At 48.3% G+C, this 16149-nt stretch carries 11 protein-coding genes; 10 read left to right on the plus strand and 1 reads right to left on the minus strand.

Annotation, left to right across the window (positions count from 1 at the left end; genetic code table 11):
• The first annotated feature begins 29 nt into the window (after positions 1–29).
• From G3352_RS07845 to gcvPB, 10 genes are all read left to right on the plus strand, one after another.
• Positions 30–1736 carry an amylo-alpha-1,6-glucosidase gene (locus tag G3352_RS07845; RefSeq protein ID WP_163755477.1) on the plus strand — a complete coding sequence of 569 codons (1707 nt, stop codon included), beginning with the start codon at positions 30–32 and terminating at the stop codon, positions 1734–1736.
• 193 nt (positions 1737–1929) lie between these two features.
• Complete coding sequence (locus G3352_RS07850; RefSeq protein ID WP_163755479.1) at positions 1930–3675, plus strand: sensor histidine kinase; 1746 nt, start codon at positions 1930–1932, stop codon at positions 3673–3675.
• Positions 3653–4837, plus strand: a complete 1185-nt coding sequence (locus tag G3352_RS07855) for a response regulator transcription factor (RefSeq protein ID WP_163755481.1) — start codon at positions 3653–3655, stop codon at positions 4835–4837. Before G3352_RS07850 ends, G3352_RS07855 begins: the two co-directional genes overlap by 23 nt.
• A gap of 129 nt (positions 4838–4966) precedes the next feature.
• Entirely contained in the window at positions 4967–6229 is a 1263-nt protein-coding gene (locus G3352_RS07860; protein ID WP_072733725.1) for an ABC transporter substrate-binding protein, read from the plus strand.
• Positions 6230–6253: 24 nt separating this feature from the next.
• The gene (locus G3352_RS07865; RefSeq protein ID WP_163755483.1) at positions 6254–7240 is read left to right on the plus strand and encodes a carbohydrate ABC transporter permease; all 987 of its coding nucleotides are present in this window, start codon (positions 6254–6256) and stop codon (positions 7238–7240) included.
• Entirely contained in the window at positions 7240–8052 is an 813-nt protein-coding gene (locus G3352_RS07870) for a carbohydrate ABC transporter permease (RefSeq protein WP_163755485.1), read from the plus strand. The genes G3352_RS07865 and G3352_RS07870 overlap by 1 nt, the downstream gene beginning before the upstream one ends.
• 40 nt (positions 8053–8092) lie before the next feature.
• Positions 8093–11215 carry a beta-galactosidase, LacZ type gene (lacZ, locus tag G3352_RS07875; protein WP_481856273.1) on the plus strand — a complete coding sequence of 1041 codons (3123 nt, stop codon included), beginning with the start codon at positions 8093–8095 and terminating at the stop codon, positions 11213–11215.
• Positions 11208–11990 carry an SDR family NAD(P)-dependent oxidoreductase gene (locus tag G3352_RS07880; RefSeq protein WP_163755488.1) on the plus strand — a complete coding sequence of 261 codons (783 nt, stop codon included), beginning with the start codon at positions 11208–11210 and terminating at the stop codon, positions 11988–11990. The genes lacZ and G3352_RS07880 overlap by 8 nt, the downstream gene beginning before the upstream one ends.
• Before the next feature lie 48 nt (positions 11991–12038).
• Positions 12039–13439, plus strand: coding sequence for an aminomethyl-transferring glycine dehydrogenase subunit GcvPA (gene gcvPA, locus G3352_RS07885; protein ID WP_163755490.1), 1401 nt, complete (start codon positions 12039–12041; stop codon positions 13437–13439).
• A gap of 27 nt (positions 13440–13466) precedes the next feature.
• A complete protein-coding gene (gene gcvPB, locus G3352_RS07890) occupies positions 13467–15035 on the plus strand; it encodes an aminomethyl-transferring glycine dehydrogenase subunit GcvPB (protein WP_163755493.1) in 1569 nt (522 codons plus the stop codon).
• Positions 15036–15226: 191 nt separating this feature from the next.
• Here the strand turns inward: gcvPB and cidR are convergent, their stop codons facing one another.
• Positions 15227–16111 (minus strand): cidABC operon transcriptional activator CidR, encoded by an 885-nt coding sequence (gene cidR, locus G3352_RS07895; protein ID WP_163756017.1) that lies wholly within the window; start codon positions 16109–16111, stop codon positions 15227–15229.
• Positions 16112–16149: the final 38 nt, after the last annotated feature.

Genomic DNA, 16149 nt, shown 5'->3' on the forward strand with positions numbered 1-16149 from the left:
GTATTATTCCTTGTCGAAGGAGGAGAATGATGAAACTCGATCTGAACTTTGTACCCTTCAGCCGCAGAGAGTCGTTCCTTGCCGTCTCTCTTCTGCCTGAAGGCAAGAATAGACAGCAGGGCCTCTACCTACGAACTGTGCGGGGTGGGGATGATAAATTTGGCGAGGCGTTCCGTATCGAACTGTTGGATCAGCAGAATCAGACGATTCCATTCACGGCAGAAGCTTCTCCAGAAACTGTCCGGCTGAATTCACCAGTGTCGGCAATCTTTGCGGAAATCTGTATCTCGGATAACCGCACGGTCCGATTCCGTTCCAAAGGGTGCGGGATCAGATTGACCTTTATCCCGTCAACTTATGATTATGCATATGAGGCGAATAAGAACAGCTGGGAAGTAAATAGCTTCACCCATGAATGCCGCTTCATGCTGACTGGAATTGTAGGCGACATGAAACTGGAAGTGCCGTGGGATAAAATCAAGAGCTCACGCGTAATCGCAGAGTTCAATCCGGATACAGACACGAATACAGCTGAGTTTGCCGTTGAGGAGTTCCGCACAGTATGGGAGCCTCGCCCACAATGGGATTCCTTTGATGATGACGTAAAAGCGGTTAGGACTGAATTCAGCCAGTGGCTAGACAGTAGTCTTGCGATCCCTGATCGCTGGCAGGATGCGCGGGAGCTCGCTGCTTACATTACTTGGTCCTGCCTCGTTCCGGCGGAGGGTTGTCTGACGCGTCCAGCTATGTATATGTCGAAGAATTGGATGACGAATATATGGAGCTGGGACCACTGTTTCAATGCGATGGCGCTTGTTCGCCATGATCCAAAGCTTGCGTGGGACCAGTTCATGATCTTTTTTGATCGGCAAGATGAGAGTGGATTAATTCCTGACTTTGTGAACGATAAATATGAGCTTTGGAACTGCAACAAACCTCCTATTCACGGATGGACACTGGCTTGGATGATGCAACGTACGGATTATATCCGCGAGGCGCAGCTTCGTGAAGTGTACGGCCCATTGTCCAAGTGGACGAAATGGTGGTTCCGGTATCGTGATGATGATGGTGATGGGATTCCCCAATATAACCACGGTAATGATTCCGGCTGGGATAACAGCACCGCGTTTAATAATGGAATTCCTGTAGAAAGTCCGGATTTAGCTGCCTTTCTGATTATCCAGACAGAGCTTCTGGCTGAAATTGCTGGGTTGCTTGGGCTTACCAAGGAATCTTCTGAATGGAGAAAACTGGCGGATGATACGCTGGAGAAGATGATCAGCCACTTCTGGAAAGATGATAGATTTATCTCCTTACGTTCAGGTACACATGAACCTTCAGCTGGAGACAGTCTGCTGTTATTCATTCCGATTCTACTGGGCAAACGCCTTCCTGAACCCATCAGAGATCTTCTTCTGGAAGGCTTACGGGAGGAGAATCGCTTCCTAACGGAAAATGGTTGGGCGACCGAGAGCATAAGTAGCCCCTACTATATACCAGACGGGTACTGGCGTGGACCGATCTGGGCTCCATCAACCATGCTGCTCGTGGAGGGCGTAGCTGCTGCCGGTGACCTGGAGCTGGCTCGGGAAGTATCCCGCCGCTTCTGCAATATGCTTAGCCGGAGTGGTATGGCGGAGAACTTCGATGCGCTGACTGGTGAAGGCCTACGTGACAGGGCATTCACATGGACATCAAGTGTGTTCCTGGTTCTGGGGCACGAGTACACAATCTAAAACCAATATTGCACGTCCCTGGCTGCTGTTTTAAACAGCTTTCCGGGGAGGTGCTTTTCCCGTTTCCTCGAAAAATTTTATTTGCACACGACAAATTGAAAGCGTTACCATGAAATGATTGGATTCTTCTATAGGCTACCTGTCCGTGCTAGAATGCAGGTAGATGTAGTTATAGCGAGAGGGGAAACCGTTTATGAACATCCAATGGATCAGGCAGCTTAATAAACGCATTTTCTCTGGTTCCTACCGCAGTATACGGACCAAGCTGCTCTTTTGTTTTCTCATCGTGACTCTCATTCCGCTGCTCTCGCTTGGTGCGTTGTCCTATTACCAATCCGCCAAAATCATTAATTCCCAGTTTGGCAAATATGGTGAAAATGCTGTAGCGCAGTTGGAGCAACAAACGAGCTCATCTTTAAGCCGAATGAAACAAATGAGTGAAACGATCTATTCGTATTTGCTTGATCCCGCCCATACCAATCTAAGGAATCAGGCACCTACAAGCTATAGTGAAATCATTGAGAAGAATGACTTTGAAGCACTACTGAAATCGCTGCGGACGGACCAAACCGCAGGAATCTATATCATTACACCCTCTGGCTATTATTATGGAGAGAACAATTTGGATGTTGCCAAGCTGAGAAATATTCCAGAATGGAAGACAAAACCCGCTTCTTATAAAGGGTTATACTGGCTCGGTTTTTATATACAAAATCACGCAATGAGCAGCTCAGGCGATTCGAATCTTCCCGTCCTTGGGCTCGCTGTGCCGATTCATAATTCCAACGGAATGCAAAACGGCAGCACCATACTCATAGAGGAGAATGCGCAGGAACTGATCCATATGTTCAAGCTGTTTGAGACAGATACGAAGTCGAATCTGACCATTAAAGCTTCGGACGGAAGAATTATATATGAAAGCGCAGCCAATTTTACGAAGAAGGATAGTGATATTACATGGATTCGGACGCTTGCCGTGAACCAGTGGACCATAGAAGCGAGATTACCTGCCAAAGCCTTCTACTTGTCCTCGGGCATTATTCGGTCGAATACCATTGTCGTGGCCGTTATTTCATGTCTGCTTGCCTTTGGATTCGCCTATCTGTTCTCATCGAGGTTTACAGCGCGTATTCGTACGCTAAAGGATTCGATGCAGAAGGTCAGCTTCGGTAAGCTGGATACACGGATGCCGATCGAAGGCAGAGATGAGCTAGGTAGCCTTGATATGAGTTTTAACCGGATGGTAAGTGGCGTCCAATCGCTTGTACAAGAAGTGGAACAGAGCGAAAGACTCAAGAAGGAAGCGGAACTGAAGGCTTTCCATTATCAGATTAACCCCCACCTGCTGTTCAATACGTTGAACTCCATTCAGTGGAAGGCCCGTCTGGAAGGGGCTGATGATATCCGTCAGATGTTATATCATTTAACGATGGTGCTGGAAGGAAATCTGGATATATCGCAGGAACTGATCACGGTGGGCAGAGAACTACGCATGATTGAGCATTTCCTGAAAATTCAGGAGATCAGGTACGGAAATGTGTTCAGCTATGAGCTGAATTGTGAGGACTCCCTGAAGCAGTATCTGATCCCGCGTATGACTCTGCAGCCACTGTTTGAAAATATATTTTTCCACGGTTTCACGGATGGAATAGGTGTAATCAAGCTGGATGTCACCGTAGAAAAGAATGAGCTTCTGCTGACTCTCCGGGATAATGGAGCAGGTATGACAGAAGAAAAACGGGAGCGTTTGCTTGTTCCAGATCCGAAACGTCGTGGTCGCGGAGGATTAGGCGTCCAGAACGCAGACCAGAAATTCAAACTGCATTTCGGCTCGCAGTACGGACTTACAGTACATTCGACTAAGGGTGAAGGTACAGCGATTGTCATTCATTGGCCCAAAGAGGAGGAGCGTCCGGATGGATACAGCAAAGAGAATTAAGGTGCTGATTGCAGATGATGAGAGTATTGTACGGAAGGGCCTACGTTCGACTGTAGCTTGGGAGAAATTTGGAATGGAAGTTATAGCTGACGCGCCCAATGGACAAAAAGCCTGGGAAGCCTTTCTGGAGCATCGGCCTGAAATTGTAATAACAGATATTGTAATGCCGGAGATGGATGGCATCGAGCTGTCTCGCAAGATAAAGGAGATGGCGGCGAAGACCAAAATAATTCTGCTCAGTTGCCACCGCGATTTTGAATACGCACAGCAGGGAATTCAACTTGGGGCATCCGGATATCTTTTAAAAACCGCTTTTGAGGACGAAGAACTTGAAGACATGTTAAAGAAGTTCCAGCAGGAACTGTCAGTCTCCGCTCCCCCCTCTCCAAAAGACGAAGAACGTATGGAAACACTGCTCTTTGCATGGCTGAACGGGCATAGCTGTAAATTTCCAGAGGAGCTGAAGAAGCTGCATGGCGGTCAATCGCATGTTAATGGACAGCCGCTGTTAATATATCTGATTCGAACGTCAGAATGCGGAGCATCTTGGACCGAGCTGCTACAAGAAGCTGAGAAGAATGACCGCAGCATGCTCGAGGGTACGATCATTCCTTATGGAGAAGAATACCACTATTGGATCGTTCCTGATACGCTGCGAGGGTCTGCAGACAGCCTTCTGGTAGAGAGTAAGAGCAAATGCAGTCAGTTGAAGTGGACTCGTAAAGAATCCTTGCTCAACAGCGATGATCTGAAGCAGGCTTTCCAAAACCTTCATAAAGAAGCTGAGCTAGAGAAGCTGTATGGGATATCCGTAAATCATTGGCCAGATCCGATCTGGAAAGCCGTGAATCTACTGTATGCTAATCCCGCAGCTGACTGGTCAGCCAGCGAACTGGCGGAAGAGGTTGGGCTCAGCCGCAGTCATTTCTCCATTCTCTTTAAGAAGGCTGTCGGTGATAGTTTCATTGCCTTCCAATATAAACGGAAACTTCGCCTTGCTTATGGTTTACTGCGGGATACACATCTTACCATGCAGGAAATTGCCGAGCGGACAGGACTTGGGGACAGCAAATATTTTAGCAAATGGTTCAAACGCTGTACGGGTCAAACACCGAGCCATTACCGTGCCCAACAAAAAGACGACAGCTCTCGAACAGATTGACACCTGCTTCAATAATTCGAACAAAATCACAACAACATTCGAATAGATACACGTTTTGAACCGCTTTCATTCGCGTTACGATGAAAGCGGTTCAATTATTATAAACCTCACTGACAGGGAGCTGACAATATGAAAAAAAGAATTTCACACATTGTCCTTGCAACGACGCTGATGGTATCTATACTGTCTGCATGCAGCGGTAACGCTGGAACAGCCAATCCGGAGAACGGCGGTTCGGATCAGACGAAGACGCTTCGTTTTGCAACCTGGGATACGGGAGACGCGCTCAAAATTGAGCAGGATATCGCCAAGAAGTTTGAAGCAGAACATCCCGGTACAAAGGTGCAGGTTGAGGCCTATGCGGACGGATTTGACCAGAAGCTTGCTGCAGGCTTTGGAGCGGGTAACCCACCAGACGTCATGTACATGTGGGACTTCCCTACTTACCATCAATCTCTTGAACCACTGGATAGCTTTGCAGAAAAAGATAAAGACCTGAAGATAGATGATTTTTACAAAGGATTGTTCAACTACGGAAAAATTGACGATAAGCTATACGGCATTCCGGCCGGTTTCACGACTCGTGTCGTCTATTATAACAAAAAGCTCTTTGATGCTGCCGGTGTCCCTTATCCTAAAGACGGATGGGAATGGAGCGATTTCCAGGATATCGCTAAAAAGCTGACGGATCCATCTAAGAAGCAGTACGGTTTCGGTGCACGTGCCGAGAATGATACGTATGACTTGCAGGGCTTTGTCTGGAGCAACGGTGGCTCCTTTATTTCCCCGGATGGTAAAACCATCGAAGGCTACATGAACAGTAAAGAAACCGCTGAAGCTATCCAAATGTTTGGTGATATGGTGAAGGACGGCACCGCCGTGCTCACAGGTGGTAAAGGCCAGCAAAGCGGTGATGATATTTTTAAAGGCGGTAAGATCGCCATGTGGGAAAGCGGAATCTGGCCGCTCGAATCATTCAAACAAGCGGGAGTTGATGTAGGTACGGTCGAAATTCCGGCTTTTCCAGGCAAACCGGTTAAAGGTGTACTTGCAGAATCTGCCCTGTCTATTGCCAAAGACTCCAAGAACAAAGATCTGGCATGGGAATTCGTTAAATTTTATGTTTCTAATGAATCGATCAAAATGCGTGTTGCTGACCTGCCAGTACGACAAAGTGTTGTAAACGAACTCAAGAAGGATCAAGATCCGCTCTACAAACCTTATTACACCATGCTTGAGCGTTCGGACAATACACCTGCATTTCTACTCAATCCGAAGTGGAATGAAGTGAACCGACAGCTGTCGGCTGCAGTGGAAGCAGTTATGCACGGCAGCAATGCCCAAGAAGCGCTGAATCAGGCGGTTAAGGACAGCGAGCGATATTTGAAATAACACTTGTAGAAAGAAGGTTAGGAGATGGCTCAGACCTACCTGCAGAATACATCAGAACCGACAGCTACCCTTAAGGCCTTGAAAAAACGTAGATGGGGTGGGCTTGCACCCTACCTCTTTATCTTCCCTTGGATATTTGGATTTGTTTTCTTCACTTTAGGCCCCCTGCTGTTCTCATTGGTCATTTCATTTTTTGATTGGCCAATCGTTGGTAAGGTAACTTTTATCGGGCTAGACAACTACGTGGAGATGTTTTCGAATGATCCACTTTTTTGGAAATCTTTATTTGTAACATTGAAATTTGCAGCCCTCTTCGTTCCGCTCAATATTGTAGTCGCACTCGGACTCGCCATGCTGCTCAACCAAAGGGTAAGAGGAAGCGCCATTTTCCGTACGGCATTTTATCTCCCCTCTGTAATTTCAGGTGTGGCGCTTGCTATGATCTGGTCGTGGGTATACAGCGGAGACTATGGAATTCTGAACTATTTCTTGTCTGTCCTGGGAATTCAGGGACCCGATTGGCTGAATGATACGAACTGGTCGCTTGTTGCAATGGTCGTTGCTAGCCTCTGGGGACAAGGATCGATGATGCTTATTTTCCTAGCAGGACTTAAAGGCATTCCTAAGGACTTGTACGAATCGGCTTCAATCGACGGAGCAGGTAAAATCCGAAAGTTCTTGAGTGTAACCATTCCGATGATTACGCCAACCATTCTGTTCAATCTCATTACATCCATTATTGCAGCATTCCAGCAATTAACTCTCGCCCTGCTACTTACGGGAGGCGGGCCAATGAAATCAACCTATTTCTATGCGATGTACATGTATGAGAACGCTTTCAAATATTTTAAGATGGGTTACTCTGCTGCCAACGCCTGGTTTATGTTCCTGATCGTGCTTACCTTGACGTTTCTGGTATTCAAATCTTCGGAAGCCTGGGTGTTCTATGAAGGTGAAATGAAAAAGCAGCCGCAGAAGAAACTTAAGGCCAGTACAAGGGGGCGGTCCTGATGAAAAAAATAGTTGCATACACGTTGCTGATTGGGTTCTCACTGCTATTCATCGCCCCACTGTTCTGGGCGGTGACCACGGCACTGAAATCACCGCAGGAGCTCTATCTGTTTCCTCCCAAATGGATTCCGTCCGTCTGGAAATTCAGTAACTTCGCAGAAGCATGGAACATCCAGCCCTTTAATTTATTTTTGAAAAACACACTGCTCGTTACGGTTTTATCCACCCTCGGACAGCTGATATCCTGTACGCTCGTCGCTTACGGCTTCGCCAGATTCCAGTTCAAGGGTCGTGATTTCCTGTTTCTTGTCGTTCTGGCTACCATGATGATCCCTTGGGAAGTAACGATGATTCCGCAGTATATGGAGTTTAACTATTTGGGTTGGATCAACACACTCAAACCGCTGATTATTCCATCGTGGTTCGGCTCTGCCTATTATATCTTTTTGTTGCGGCAGTTCATTATGACCCTCCCCCGGGAGCTGGATGAAGCAGCGACGATTGACGGCGCCAGTAAAATGACCATTCTGCTGCGAATCATCGTGCCGCTAATGGGACCTTCGCTGATCCTGGTCTCCGTATTCCAGTTTATGAGTTGTTGGAATGACTATCTGGGGCCTCTCATTTTCCTGAATGATCAGACGAAATATACGTTAACGTTAGGCCTATCTCAATTTAAGGGCATGTACGGTGTTGATATGCAATCCATCATGGCCATCACCTGCTTAATTTCGATTCCGCCACTTGCGATTTTCTTCTTCGCCCAGCGTTACATTGTCGGCGGAATTGCCACGACAGGTATTAAAGGATAGGACATACAGATAGAGGAAAGGATTGACGATCATGACTGTTATGAACATTGAGCGCGACTGGGATAACCTCAGCGTGCTGGAGAGAAACCGTGCGAAGAGTCGCTCCTATTTTATTCCTCATTCCAATAAAGAAAGTGCTCTGAGCTATGACAGAGGAAGCTCTCCTTGGTTCAAATCGCTGAACGGTATTTGGAAGTTCCAATTTGCTGAGGGGCCTGATCTGGCCACCCCGGATTTTTATCAAAATAACTATGACACCTCTAGTTGGGATGATATTCGTGTCCCTGGCCACTGGCAGTTGCAGGGCTACGGAAATCCGCATTACACGGATCTCGACTACCCATTCCCTGTTGATCCTCCTCATGTACCTAATGATAATCCAACGGGTAGCTACGTAAGGGAATTTACGCTGCCAGACCATTGGGACGGAAGAGTTGTTTCACTTAAGTTCGACGGTGTAGATAGCGCCTTTCATGTATGGCTGAATGGTTCATTTGTCGGCTACAGCCAAGGCAGCCGCCTGACATCAGAGTTCGATCTGACCCCTTTCCTTCAGGCGGGAATTAACCAATTGGCGGTCCGGGTATATCAGTGGTCTGACGGGAGTTATTTGGAGGACCAGGATATGTGGTGGATGAGTGGCATTTTCCGGGATGTCTATCTGGTTTCCGAGCCTTCAGCATCCCGCATTACCGATTATCGAATTGTAACGGAGCTAGATGCAGAGTTTACCAATGCGGTACTGTCGGTCCGCTTAGACCTGGATGGAGAAGAAGTTCAGGGTAAAGTGCAGTTACAACTGCTGAATAACGTTGGCGAGCAGATCCTGTCTGCTGAGAAAAATCTAAACGACCCTTCAAGTGTCGAGTTCACTCTGCCTGTGGCGAAGCCTTTTTTATGGAGTGCCGAAGCTCCTTATTTATATCATCTGATCATTTCATTGGTCGATTCGAAAAATCAGGTTATAGAAACGATTGCCCAGCGAGTTGGGTTCCGACGTGTGGAAGTCAAGGATGGACAGTTCTTGGTGAATGGAGTTGCGATCCTTCTCAAAGGTGTAAACCGACATGACCATCATCCAGATACGGGGCGAACCGTTACGGTATCCACCATGCTCGAAGATATCCAAATGATGAAGCAGCACAATATCAATGCGGTGCGAACTGCACATTATCCGAACGATCCGCGGTTCTATGATCTATGTGATGAGTATGGGTTATACGTTATGGAAGAGACGGACCTGGAGACGCATGGCTTTGAGCCGCTGGGCAATATTTCACGACTTAGCGATGACCCCTCTTGGAAGGATGCTTATGTTGACCGCATCCGCCGTATGGTGGAGCGCGACAAGAATCACCCTTCCGTGATTTTCTGGTCACTTGGCAATGAATCAGGATTCGGCTGCAATTTCCGTGCGATGTCTGAGTGGTGCAAAGCCAATGATTCCACACGGCTTATCCATTATGAAGAAGACCGTGAAGCGGAAGTATGTGATGTGGTGAGCACGATGTATTCTTCCGTGGAGAAAATGGAAGGATTCGGCCAGCTAACCGATCATCCGAAACCGCATATTCTATGCGAATTTGCCCATGCGATGGGCAATGGGCCCGGAGGATTACGGACGTATTTTGACACCTTTGACGCTTATCGGCGTCTTCAAGGCGGCTTTGTCTGGGAATGGATCGATCATGGGCTTAGCAGAAAATCAATCGATGGCAAGGCTGACTACGCTTACGGCGGAGATTACGGAGATGTACCGAATAACAGTAATTTTGTTATTGACGGACTGGTTCGCCCAGACCGCACCCCCTCTCCGGGACTCATTGAATATAAGAAAATCATCGAACCTGTAGGGGTCGAATTGATAGAAGCAGGAAAGATTCGCGTAACGAATCGGTATGACTTTGTGACTTTAGATCATCTGCAGGTTCATTACAGTATCACGGCTGATGGAAGAACCATAAACAGTGGTGCACTCGTACTTCCTCAGATTAGTCCGGGTGATAGCGCAAACGTATTGATTCCAAATTTGAATTTAACAGATCAACAGTCGATTCATCTTGAGCCAGGTACGGAGATGTGGCTGAATGTCGGATTTACGCTGGCAGCAGACTGCGCTTGGGCAGCACAAGGGCATGAGGTGGCGTGGGCGCAGTTTGCACTGCCGAATCATTCCACCTCAGCCGTATCTCCCTCATCCCTGCTGTCTGTAGAGCAGAAATTGTCAGTCACCGAAGAAGGACGAGAGCTAATCCTTACGAATGACAGTTTCCGTATTTCTTTTAATCGTCTACGTGCAGGGGTCACGTCCCTTCGCCTGAACGGAAAGGAGCTCATTCAACTTGGACCACGACTGAATTTCTGGCGCGCTCCGATTGATAACGATATGTATGTGCTCCCAGATTGGCGCAAGGCACACCTCGATCGACTGACAGAGCGGATAGACGATTTCCGCTGGGATCGATTGGATGAAACGTCTGTGCGTATGACTTGGACTTCACGCATAGCACCCCCTGTCTACGATTGGGGCTTCCGCTGTGAAACGTCCTATACAGTTACTGCAAGTGGACTAATCATTATAGATGTGAAGGGAATGCCGGAAGGAACACCACCTGCTATGCTCCCGAAAATCGGTCTTCAGATGAAAGTTCCCGGTGATATAGATCGTGTGAAATGGTATGGCCGTGGGCCGGGAGAGAGCTATTCGGATAGCCGGGAGGCCGGACGCTTCGGCGTATATCAGCGCAGTGTAGATGGATTGTTCACGTCGTATATTTATCCCCAAGAGAATGGAAATCGGACAGATGTAAGATGGGTTTCGATTGCCGATGGAGCAGGAATCGGTCTGCTGGCGGCAGGAGCGCCAACGCTTGATTTCAGTGCTAGACGTTACACGGATGGTGATCTGGAGAAGGCGCAGCATATGAGCGATTTGGCACCTCGTGATTTCATTACTCTGAATCTGGATTACCGACAGAACGGACTGGGAAGTAATAGCTGCGGCCCCGCACAGTCGCCTGAGAATACAGTTAAACCGGAAGCGTTCCGGTTCCGCATCTTGCTTCAGGCGTATATGGCGGAGGATAGCTCTCCTGAAAGGCTGAGCCGCCGAATGAGTACAGAAGCGATGCAATATGAAATGGAGGAAGATAAAGATGCTTAATACACAGGACGTTTTGAATTTATCTGGCAAGGTAGCCGTCGTTACTGGCGGGGCATCAGGCATTGGGCTGGCCACCGCTGAGCTTCTGGCGAGCTTCGGGGCACATGCTGTCTTGATTGACATTAATGAGGCGGCGGGTAACGAGGCCGTCGCAGGTATCCGTGAACAGGGAGGTCAGGCCAGCTTTTACTGCTGCAACGTGACCTCTGCCGCAGATTGTGAACGCACAGCCTCAGAGATCAAATCAGCTCTTGGAGGGATTCATGTCCTGTTCAATAACGCAGGGGTTATTCGCCGCAAAACGGTTACCGAGTTGGATGAAAGAGACTGGGATCTTGTATTAGACGTCTCACTCAAAGGCGTCTTCCTCCTCTCTAAATATGTAATTCCCATTATGGAGCAAAGCGGTGGCGGTAGCATCATTAACACAGGCTCAGGTTGGGGACTGAAAGGTGGAGACCGCGCTGCAGCTTATTGCGCCGCAAAGGCAGGCGTTGTCAATCTGACGCGTGCCATGGCTATCGACCATGGAGCAGCGAACATTCGAGTCAACTGTGTATCACCAGGGGATACGGATACACCTCTCCTGCGTGACGAAGCGAAGCAGCTACAGCAGGATGAGTCAGCATTTCTGGTTGCCTCTGCAGGAGGCAGACCGCTGGAGCGTCTAGGTACACCGCGTGATATCGCGAATGCCGTATTGTTCCTAGCGAGTGACTTATCCTCATGGGTAACAGGCAGTGTTCTCGTTGTTGACGGAGGCGGAATCGCTTAGGACGATAAGAATTACCATTTTCCCAACATATGAACGGAGGCGTTAATTGTGGCTGACAACAAAACATATGCCCATCCCTATATCCCAAATACCGTTCCGGAGGTCCGGGACGCGATGCTGAAAGAGATTGGTTTAACGTCTATGGAGCAACTCCACGACGCAATCCCTGAAAGCCTGAAGCTGAAGCGGGAGATGGACCTTCCGCCAGCCATGAACGAGTATGAACTGCGCCGACATATTGATGGACTGTTAGCAAAAAACAAGCACAGTGGAGATTATCTTAATTTTCTGGGTGCAGGATGCTGGCAGCATTTCATCCCGGCTGTATGCGATGAGATCAATCAGCGTTCTGAATTCGTGACGGCCTATGCCGGAGAACCTTATGAAGACCATGGTCGATTCCAGGCCCTATTCGAGTATCAGAGCTTGCTTGCCGAACTCGTGGACATGGATGTCGTAAATGTACCAACCTTTGACTGGGCTCAGGCGGCTTCCACCGCGATTCGGATGGCGGGGCGTATTACAGGGCGCAAAATCGTGCTGCTCCCACGTTCCGTAGACCCGGATAAGGCGGCGATTATTCGTAATTATTGTACTCCAGTCATGGACATTCAGTATGTTGACATCGATCAGGTAACAGGACGAATGGATCTGAATGATCTGCGCAGCAAATTAAGTGACGATACGGCGGCAGTATACTTTGAAAATCCAGGTTATCTTGGAATCATTGAGGATCAGGGTGCCGAGATATCTGAACTGGCTCATAAGATTAATGCCATTTCTATTGTAGGTGTTGATCCCATATCACTTGGAGTTCTGGAGCCTCCGGGCCGTTACGGGGCCGATATCATTTGCGGAGATTTACAGCCGCTGGGTATGCATATGAACTTTGGCGGTGGGCAGGCTGGCTTCATTGCAACACGTGATGAGGAAAAATACGTCATGGAATACCCTTCCCGGTTATTTGGCATCGTGCCAACCGAAGTGGAAGGCGAATATGGCTTCGGAGATGTTGCCTATGAACGTACATCATTCGCTCTTCGTGAGAAAGGCAAGGAATCGGTAGGAACTCAGACCGCTTTATGGGGCATTACGGCAGGAGTATATCTGGCTCTCCTCGGTCCTGCCGGAATGCAGGAGGTTGGTAGCACTATTATCCAGAAATCGCATTACGCTGCGAAACAGATATCACGAATTCCAGGTGTGTCACTCCGCTTCGAAACTGGCACCTTTTTCAAAGAGTTTGTTGTTGATTTTAATGATACGGGTCTAACCGTTGAGGAGATCAACCAGAGATTAATGGAGACAGGGATTTTCGGTGGTAAGGATCTGTCATTATCCTACCCATCATGGGGTCAATGTGCACTGTACTGCGTCACGGAAACGCATACCCAGGCCGATTTGGACAGACTCGTCGATACTCTTCGTTCCATTGTCAGCACATCATAACGATCATATAGAGGAGGACTGAATGCCATGAAACGGATTCGCAGAGATCATAAGGTTCGTAAGTTTCACCAAGCGAAATGGGATGAGCCCGTTATCTTTGAACTTCACCGGCCCGGAGAGCGGGGCGTTGTCCCGCCGGGAACGGAAGCGGCTGTAGCGGCTGAAGTAGGTTCCGCAGAAGACAACATACCGGCATCCATGTGGCGGCGCACTGTTCCCGCTTTGCCAGAAATCGGGCAGGCAAAGGTACTGCGGCATTATCTGAGATTATCCCAGGAAACGTTGGGATCGGATATGAACGTGGAGATTGGTCAGGGAACCTGCACGATGAAATATATTCCCCGGATTAACGAAATGCTTATCCGCAATCCACGTATGACCGAGCTTCATCCGCTACAAGATGTGGATTCGGTTCAGGGGATGCTGGAGATATTCCACAATCTCGATCTGGCAATGCGAGAGATTTCGGGTATGGATGCGTTCTCCTTTCAGCCGAGTAGCGGAACCCAGGCACTTCTGGCTATGGCCTCCATCGTTCGCGCCTATCATGATTCGCGCGGTGAAGGTGAGCAACGTGATGAAATCATTACTACGATTTTCTCTCATCCTTCGCAAGCTGCTACAGCTGCCGTTAAGGGATATAAGATTATTACGTTGCATCCAGACGAGGATGGATTCCCGGACCTTGAGAAGCTGAAGAGCGTTGTCTCCGAGCGGACAGCCGGATTTGTTGTGGCTAATCCGGAGGACACAGGCATCTATAACCATCGTATCCGCGAATTTACGGATGTGGTGCACGAAGCTGGTGGTGTCTGCTACTATGATCAGGCTAACGCCAATGGCCTGCTCGGTATTACACGAGCGAAGGAAGCGGGTTTTGATATGTGCTTTTTCAATCTTCACAAAACCTTTGCTGCGCCCCATATGTGCGGCGGTCCTGCTACGGGCGCTCTCGGTGTGACGGAAGAATTGAAGAATTTCATGCCTGGCCCTTTGGTGGATAAGGAAGATGACGGACGTTATATTTTGAGAGATCAAACGGAAGTCAGCATTGGTAAGGTACGGAGTTTTCACGGTGTAGCCCAAACTGTACTCCGATCCTACGCCTGGATTATGAGCCTCGGACCGAACGGTCTGAAAGATGTCGCCCAGGTGGCGGTGCTGAATAACAACTATCTATATCATAAAATTGTTCAAATACGCGGAGCGAGTGCCCCGTATGTCCAAGGTCGTCGTTTAGAACAGGTCCGCTACAGCTGGAAGCAACTCACGGATGAGACTGGAGTGACGACGGAGGATATTACGCGGAGAATGTGCGACTTTGGCTTGCATTACTGGACCTCTCATCACCCGTATATTGTTCCACAGCCGTTCACACTGGAGCCAACGGAATCCTATTCTAAGGAGGATCTGGACGAATATATCCATGCGCTGGAGCATATCTCAAATGAAGCCTATACTCAGCCAGATATCGTCAAATCAGCTCCGCATAACAGCACGGTGCATCGCAATGACGAATCATCTTTGGACGATCCGAAACAATGGTGTATTACTTGGCGTGTATATTTGAAAAAAACACAGCCAGAGCTTCACTAACCACATTAGCATGACACTGTAGCTACTCTTATTGTTCATATAGAGGAACATTAATATTACTCATTTTATAAATAAACAGAAAAGCGACGACCCTCAAACGTGTTGAGGGTCGTTTTAATATGATTCTATAGCTTTCAGTGGAGTTAGATAACGATCTCTCCGGTTCCTCTTCCCCGTTTACACCGATTTTCTTATTCACTCAGCATGGACTGTGTGAAACTGATCCACTCCCGAGTTGCGAAGGATAAATATCGATCCTTCCGCCAGATCATGCCGAGCTGCCATGGAATCACAGGTTCCATCACGGGTATAATGCGCACACGCATATGATCCACCTCACGGCAGATCGTCTCTGGCAGCAACGCCACACCCAGATTGGCCGCTACCATCGCACTGAGCAGATCCCACTGGGAGCTTTCATACACCACCCGGGGCTGGAATCCCACATGCTGACAGGCGGCGATAATACGGTCATGCAGCGCAAAATCTTCCCGAAACAGCACAAATGCATCATTCTCCAGTTCACGTAGCGCGACAGAGTCTTTACCCGCAAGCGGGTGCGAAGGATGTACGAGCAGATTCAGCTTCTCTTTCACAAAAACAAAATGATCCACCAGTTCATCCACCGTTGGAAGAACGGCAACGCCAATATCCAGTGCACCGCTAATCACGTCGGCCTCCACTTTTTTCGCACCATCCTCGAACAGCTGAATGGTCACCTGGGGATAGGCTTTGTGAAATTCACCGATAATCATCGGGAAAAAGCTGGACCCCACCATCGGTGGCAGACCAATCCGAAGGTGTCCTTTCTTCAAATTCATTAGATCGTCCAGCTCGGATGATAAGCTGCGGAATGACTTTTCAATCTCCAGCGCCTGTCGGAAAAAGACATGGCCTGCATCCGTTAACGCTACCTTCTTGCCATAACGATCGAGCAGCGTTACGCCCAATTCGTCTTCCAGGCTTTTGACGGTTTTGCTAATGGTCGGTTGTGTAATGAACAGCACTTCGGCCGCTTTGGTGAAGCTTTGCTGCCGAGCAACTTCCAGAAAATATTGCAAATGGCGGATATCCATCGTCTGATCCCCATCTCTCATAGATAAATGGAATGGTA

Origin of the sequence: Paenibacillus sp. ALJ109b (genome assembly GCF_010747435.1) — a bacterium.
Taxonomy (GTDB): domain Bacteria; phylum Bacillota; class Bacilli; order Paenibacillales; family Paenibacillaceae; genus Paenibacillus; species Paenibacillus taichungensis.